Source organism: Citrobacter sp. (genome assembly GCF_050252275.1).
GTDB lineage: Bacteria > Pseudomonadota > Gammaproteobacteria > Enterobacterales > Enterobacteriaceae > Citrobacter_A > Citrobacter_A amalonaticus.
Genome location: NZ_JBFWLF010000264.1, coordinates 1 through 6,447 on the forward strand (window position 1 = coordinate 1; position 6,447 = coordinate 6,447).

Genomic DNA, 6,447 nt, shown 5'->3' on the forward strand with positions numbered 1-6,447 from the left:
GGCCTGCTGAATTACCTGAAAGAACGAGCGTTTTATTGAAATCTGAAAGCGTGGATGAGCCCTGGTACCACGAATAAAATAGCGCCCCCGTTGCCACTGACAATGCGCCAACACCCACCATCAGCGGAGATATGGCTCCCGTCAAAGCCCGGAACGTGGGAATAATCCCGCCGAATGAGTCTTTAACCTGTCCGCCCTGCTGCAGCATAATGAGCCAGGGGCTCTGCCCGCCCGCCAGCTGCGTCGCGATATCCGTAAACTGAGCAGGAAGCATACGCATCGCATTCGAGTACTGCCCCACGGAAAGACCGGCTTTTTTTGCCGCAATTTCCTGACGCGAGAACGCCTGCCGGATACGTAACTCCGTATCATTAGCCGCATCCCCTGTTTGTCTGAACTGTCGCTTAACGTGGGTTATCTGTTCATTAAATTTTGTCGAGTTAACGTCAAGGTTAACAACCAGATCCCCGACTGCCGTCTGGGCCATAGCGAACGCCTCCTGTCATTCCTGACGCCTTCGCCATCAACATATCGTCATCAGGCTCTTCCGGCGGCAAATCGTCGGGAGCCGGTGTCAGTATGCTGAAGATGGCAGGAGTCAAATCCGGGTCACGGAAAAACATCGATGAAAGGGTGTAGAGCAAACCTGAAAAGTGAGCATCAAGCTGCACGTCATGAAAATAGTTGTCCCGGTAGAAAATACGCCAGTCGCTGTATTCCGTGGAGGACATGCCAGCCAGCATTGCGCGCCAGTCAGGACGACTGAACTCACGCGCCAGCTTCATGACGAACGTCAGCTCGCTGGCGAGGACTTTTCCGCGGTGACCGGCTCTGCCTGAACGTCGCTTTCAGGTTCAGGAACGTCTTCTGGCGGCGGTAACATACCGGACAGGATTTTTATCCTGTATTCAGCCAGTGCCAGCACCTCAAGAGGCCAGGTGGACAGCACCTCATCCTGTATTTTTTTAACTTCTTCGGCGGCACCACCAGGCAGCGTGCCTTTCAGTGCATGGGCGTGCCACAGCGACATCGCCACCACAAACGCGCTGCCGCGCACAGTGGTTTCCATTGCTGTCTGGATATCCCCTTCCTCAACGGCTTCAATTTTTTTCAGGTATTCAAGATGCTCAATACGCTGCAGCGCCGACAGCTCATACAACGTAACGCTCGCACCGTTATGCTTTAGCGGTTCGCTTTTCAGAAACATAATTAACTCCGGGACGGGGCCGAAGCCCCGGTATTCAGGAAACGGTTACGCTGCAGATCGCCACGAAAAGGCCATCATTGGTCATGACCACAATATCTGCGGTACCTGCAGCCGCACCCGTAATCGTGACGGTGTCATCACTGGCAGTTGCTGTCGCCACTGACGGATCGGATGAGGAAAGGCGGAAGGTTTTATCTGATGCCCCTGCAGGAGTAATCCCGACGACCACGGTGGTCGTGTTACCAATACCCACCGCTGCAGTCTCTTTATCCAGCGTGACGCCGGTTACCGGAACAACCGGCGCGCCGCTTTCTTCTGCCAGTCCAGGTTTGCCGGTGTTGGTGACTTTTGCTGTGCGGGTGATGACTTCTTTGGCAGGGATCGCCTTGCCGAGACTGCTGCACCAGCCGCGGAACACATCAACAGCACCGTTCGGGTATTTGATTTTGTAAGCGCGGACCGAGCCATCATTAAACCAGGTTACCAGGTCTTTCTGGCCGGCTTCACCCGGCTTCCATGCCAGCGTAAAGGACGTATCCCCGGCTGATTTTTCCCCCTGAGCCGTTGCACTCCAGTCTGCATCTTCATCGTCGAGATAGGTATCATCATACGATTCGGCCGTCATTTCTCCCGGCGTCAGATCCTTGATTTTCGCCAGGCGGCTCCAGTCAATATCCGAAAGCGGGTTGGCGAACGGATTCCCCGTGCCGGTATAAATCCACAGCGTGGTGCCTGCACCTTTTACAGGCTCAAGCGGGTTTGGTGTTGGCATAGCATCCTCACATTTCGTAAGTAATGGAATATTTAAGGTCGGCGGAACTCCACAGCGCCAGATCCTCATCGCGCTGGTAGTCATACCCCAGGACATTCATGAGCGTAACGATCCCCTCCAGCGCCGGAATATCCGCCATAGCCGGGTAAACACGGGACTCCATCCACTCATCCAGTTCGGAATCAGGGACCTGGGCAGGCAGAAAAACTTCGATATGCAGGGTGGCCTGCCATTCATTTGCATCCAGGACAGCATCTGTTGGTTCTGCGTCCGTCAGAAAAACAGCCACTGCCGGAAATTCATTTTCTTCAAATGCCACCGGCCGGCCGTCAAAATAAATCGCGCCATGACCGATAGTCCCTTCAAGGGCATCGATAATCGCCTGTCGGATATCACTGTGTTTCATCGTTTCAGAATCAGCCTGAGTTGGTTTTTAAGGGATGCCCGTAGCTCTTTGGGCATATCGGTTTCCATCAGTTTTGGCAGTTCATCCTTAAACGCCGTTGTCAGTGGCACCGCCAGCGGGATGCTGACGACCTCAATCGGGTAACGGGGTTTTGCCGTTCGCCGCATAACATGCCAGCGACCGTTTTTCAGTTGCTGAATAAATGCGCCCGGAAAACGAAACGGACCAATACGCAACACACTGTTTGCCCCTCGCTTGTCACGTTTACGGCGGGAAAGTCTGACACTGGCGGTACCGAGTTTGATCGCCGGCAGGTTACCCCGGTTTACACGGATTAACGCCCGCGGCTTCTTCACCGTGGCACGCCTTACCCTGGCGCGCTGCTTAACCAGCTTGCGTGGCACCCGGGTGTCTTTCGATACGACGGAGACGCTTTTATTAACCGCGCGTGTCGCAACACGGTTAACCGCCTGCGCAGAAGCACGCGGCACGGCAGTAGTACTGATACTGTTCAGGTTTGCGATTGCCTGTTCCAGACCTTTAATGGACATGCTTTCCCCTTAACGCCGTCGGTTTGATCCCGGCGGCGAACCTTTACCGAGGAAAAGATGACAGCTTCCGCAATCATCCGGCCCGATTCGGTCAACCCAGTAAGACGAACCGTTGATCACCAGGGTATCGGGGCGCCGCATCTCGCTGACAGAAGATGTCTCCACAAATAATGACGGGCTTGTACCTTCCACCCGGACACCACTGCCCGCATACGCGACACTCTCAGGATCATCAAAAACGCCACGTATCGTTTGCCCCGCCATTTCACCGGAAGTCACTGAGGCTTCCACCCCCATAGCGCTACGAATAACACCATCGGCACGGGACAGAGCAGCATCGAAAATGTTGTCGAAATCAGCCACGTCGCCCCCGGTTATTTTTCGCTGGCAAGCCCACCAGCAATCAGTGCTTCAGCTTCATGCGGCAGAACGCGGATCGACATCCCTGTCACGGCGATGGCGACAGGCGTATTTTCTGTTTCATGCAGCGCATCAATGTGCAGGGTGGCGCGCGTAATAACCGTCACCAGCCCGGCATCCGTTACCGCGGGTTTCTCCTGCGCCTGATCATCATCAGGATTGTCCGTGACGTTTTCCTGCGCGTTAATCCCGTTATCACCGGACTGTTCGTCATCGCTACCGTCGTCAAGCTCTTCCTCAAGCTCTGCAACCCGCATCGTCAGTTCTTCGATAGTGCCGGTAACGTTCACATCACGCCCAAGTTGTGCGCCAAGCGCTTTCAGGCGCTCAACCAGTTTTTCTTTTGCTGTCATGGATAGTGCTCCAGAGAAATGGCCCCGGAGGGCCATACGAGAGGAATTACGCGAGTTTTACCGACACAAATTCATCAGGGTCGGCCAGCAGCATTAGTGGCGCAGACTGGATCATCGTAAACTCACGCGCCGGATCGCCGGTCTGGATCCAGTTTTTCGGATAACGCGTGGAGGAGTTGATACCGGCATTCAGTGCATCAACGTCCTGAATTGCGCCATAGGTACGCAGACCGCGCGCCAGAGTATTGCCCAGCACCATAGAAAGATCCGGCAGGTAGTTCTTTTTGGCGTCGCCTTCAATGTACTGCCCGGCGTAAACCACAATCGCGACATCGCCGTACATGCCCTTGTAAGACACCGCCTTGCCCAGGTCCTTGAGCGCGGTTTCCAGCTCGGAGTTTGAGCCACGACGGGTATCCAGCTTCTCTCTTACTGCCTTGAAAGAGCGGAACAGTGCCCAGCCTTTCGGGTCAAAAACAATAATATTGACCACGCCGCTGGCATTAAGCGCGTACGCTTCAATGTCCTCCGTCGGGTCATACGTTTCTTTGTCTTTGCCGGACCATGCCGCCCCGCCCGCCTGGATGATGTTGTTGACGGCACTGCGCCCCATATCCACCTCAACCGGGTCAAACTTATCCCCTGTCATGGTGTATTTACCGTAGAGCACAGCAGAAACCGCCTGCATCTCTTCAACCTGCGCAATCGCCAGCTCTTCATCTTTCATGTTCTGGAGGATGATGCGGCGACGGCGGTATGCCGGATCGGCGAGGTTCTGCGGATCTTCGTCAGGCAGGCGACGAAGCGTCATTTGCGGGTTTACCTCGTGCTTCGGTTTCACATAACCCGGCGTGAATTCGGAAGTATTACCGCCGCGTGAGCGGATCACATTCCCGGAGACAATCGGCGACACATACAGCGCCATATTCACCAGGCCGGGGATCTGAGAAAGGTAAACTTTTTCGGTGGAAAACGGATAGCTTTCGCGAAAGAAGATACGCAGAAACAGCGGATCGAATTTGAATTTTTTCTCGGTAACCGCCAGCAACTGGGCAGTGGTATACATAGACATAGTTTTTTCCCGTAGAAAAAAGGCCGCTCATGCGGCCTTTATGGATGGAGATAACTGGCTGGTTAAGGGGTCACACAATACTGATGGAGGTACCGGCGAAGGCGTTACGTCTGACGTTATCGGTTGCCGCTGCATCAGGCCACAACACATCTTCAATCCGGAAAGAGCCCGTTTTAAAGAACGTCAGTTGAGCACTGTTCTGATCGGCGTCAATCGCAAGAATGCCTGTCGCTGTACCAGCGGCTGCACCGTCCCAGACAACCAGCTTTCCGGCGGCGGGATCAAGCATCAGCGGCGTCATCGCCGGAACACTGTCCGTTAAGGCACCGGGTGCGGATGCGGTATGTGCCGGGTCACTGTTACCCAGCGGCTGATAATGCTTAAATTCTTCGTTTGGCATTGGAACCTCTTATACAGGTGTGTTCATCAGGTCATCGGTATCAGATGCCTGGCTGGCGGCACTGACAGCACCAGGCGCGGTGTCCATCAGGCGATCAAGTGCGGTATCCGTTCTGACCTGCGCGCTCGCTGGCGCCGCGGCGAGGATCAGTTGCGCATTTCCAACCGTCATACCCGGTGTTGCCGCGAGCACCCGCGCCTGCGATTCACGGCCCTTCGCCTCTTCACAGTTCAGGATCCCCATAATTCGGCTGTTTTCGGCATTTACTGCCGCTGAAACCTGCGCGCTGATATCGGCTGATGCAGTATTTACCGTCGCGACAGGCGTCGCACTGTCGGCAGTGACGCCGGCTGACGCGTCCGCTACAGGCTGAGTTGTTTCAGCGGATGCAGTGGTAGTTTTCATATTTCCTCCGAGGGTTATTTTCTTTCGTTTATCAAGTGCATCGCGCATCACACTGAGCGCGTCGGTGTTATTGACGAGTTCGTCTGCGATTCCGTTCTCAATGGATTCCTGTCCGGTGAAAATCGCCGCTTCGGTATCCAGTACCGCCTGAACAGTCAGGCCGGTGTACCCGGCCACCTTCTCAGCAAACATCTGTCGGGTGGCATCAATACGTGCCTGAAAATCAGCACGCACATCCTTCGGCAACTTTTCGTAAGGGTTTCCGTCGACCTTGTGATCGCCGCTGTAGATGAGCGTGACTTCGACGCCGCTGGTCTTGAGTGCAGCACCGTAGTTGCTGTGCGCCATCATGACGCCGATCGAACCGGTTCTGGCGGTCTGGGTAACAAGGCGACGGGATGCCGCGCTGGCGATAAGCTGCCCGGCGCTACAGTTCATATCGTTTGCCAGCGCCCAGACCGGTTTGATATCCCGCAGGCGGGCAATAATGTCAGCGCAGTCAAAAGCACCGGATACCATGCCGCCCGGTGTATCCATATCCAGAAGAATGCCGTCCACGCCGGGATCACTGATAGCCTGTTGTAAGCGGGCAATAATGCCGTTGTAACCCGTCATACCTGAATACGGTTGCAGCGAACGGGTTTTACTCACCAGCGTGCCGGAAACCGGCAAAACCGCGATACCGTCGATCACCTGGTAACTTCGTGACGGGCGCGGCCCCCTCTCTTCATCGTCACCAAAAAGCGCAAGGGGTTCAGCAATCTGTTCACCGCTGAGAGTGACGCCGGAAACGGTATCTGTCAGACGGGTGATGCCCAACTGGCCCGCCAGCGCGCAAAAGAAAACCCGCGCATAGGCGGG

General features: G+C 55.1%; 10 protein-coding genes and 1 pseudogene. All 11 read right to left on the reverse strand.

The window, feature by feature from the left end:
• A partial coding sequence (locus tag AB7E14_RS18750) for a phage tail length tape measure family protein (protein WP_428169786.1) occupies positions 1 to 487 on the reverse strand: 487 nt, incomplete at its 3' end.
• A pseudogene (locus tag AB7E14_RS18755) lies at positions 471 to 785 on the reverse strand (phage tail assembly protein T); the annotation flags it as partial. The pseudogene AB7E14_RS18755 and the gene AB7E14_RS18750, both read right to left, overlap by 17 nt.
• Before the next feature lie 8 nt (positions 786 to 793).
• Positions 794 to 1,207, reverse strand: a complete 414-nt coding sequence (gene gpG, locus AB7E14_RS18760) for a phage tail assembly chaperone G (protein WP_192502374.1) — start codon at positions 1,205 to 1,207, stop codon at positions 794 to 796.
• 34 nt (positions 1,208 to 1,241) lie between these two features.
• Positions 1,242 to 1,979 (reverse strand): phage tail protein, encoded by a 738-nt coding sequence (locus tag AB7E14_RS18765; protein WP_316961786.1) that lies wholly within the window; start codon positions 1,977 to 1,979, stop codon positions 1,242 to 1,244.
• Between the two features lie 7 nt (positions 1,980 to 1,986).
• Positions 1,987 to 2,385, reverse strand: a complete 399-nt coding sequence (locus AB7E14_RS18770) for a phage minor tail U family protein (protein WP_044266885.1) — start codon at positions 2,383 to 2,385, stop codon at positions 1,987 to 1,989.
• Complete coding sequence (locus AB7E14_RS18775; protein ID WP_192502372.1) at positions 2,382 to 2,936, reverse strand: phage tail protein; 555 nt, start codon at positions 2,934 to 2,936, stop codon at positions 2,382 to 2,384. Before AB7E14_RS18775 ends, AB7E14_RS18770 begins: the two co-directional genes overlap by 4 nt.
• Before the next feature lie 9 nt (positions 2,937 to 2,945).
• Positions 2,946 to 3,299, reverse strand: a complete 354-nt coding sequence (locus AB7E14_RS18780) for a head-tail joining protein (protein WP_316961787.1) — start codon at positions 3,297 to 3,299, stop codon at positions 2,946 to 2,948.
• Positions 3,300 to 3,310: 11 nt separating this feature from the next.
• On the reverse strand, positions 3,311 to 3,709 hold the full coding sequence (gene gpFI / locus AB7E14_RS18785; protein WP_316961788.1) for a DNA-packaging protein FI: 399 nt from the start codon (positions 3,707 to 3,709) through the stop codon (positions 3,311 to 3,313).
• Positions 3,710 to 3,755: 46 nt separating this feature from the next.
• Entirely contained in the window at positions 3,756 to 4,781 is a 1,026-nt protein-coding gene (locus AB7E14_RS18790; RefSeq protein WP_044266877.1) for a major capsid protein, read from the reverse strand.
• A gap of 70 nt (positions 4,782 to 4,851) precedes the next feature.
• On the reverse strand, positions 4,852 to 5,181 hold the full coding sequence (locus AB7E14_RS18795) for a head decoration protein (RefSeq protein ID WP_094465318.1): 330 nt from the start codon (positions 5,179 to 5,181) through the stop codon (positions 4,852 to 4,854).
• Positions 5,182 to 5,190: 9 nt separating this feature from the next.
• Positions 5,191 to 6,447, reverse strand: a 1,257-nt coding sequence (locus tag AB7E14_RS18800) for a S49 family peptidase (protein WP_428169787.1), incomplete at its 5' end; no start/stop codon positions are given.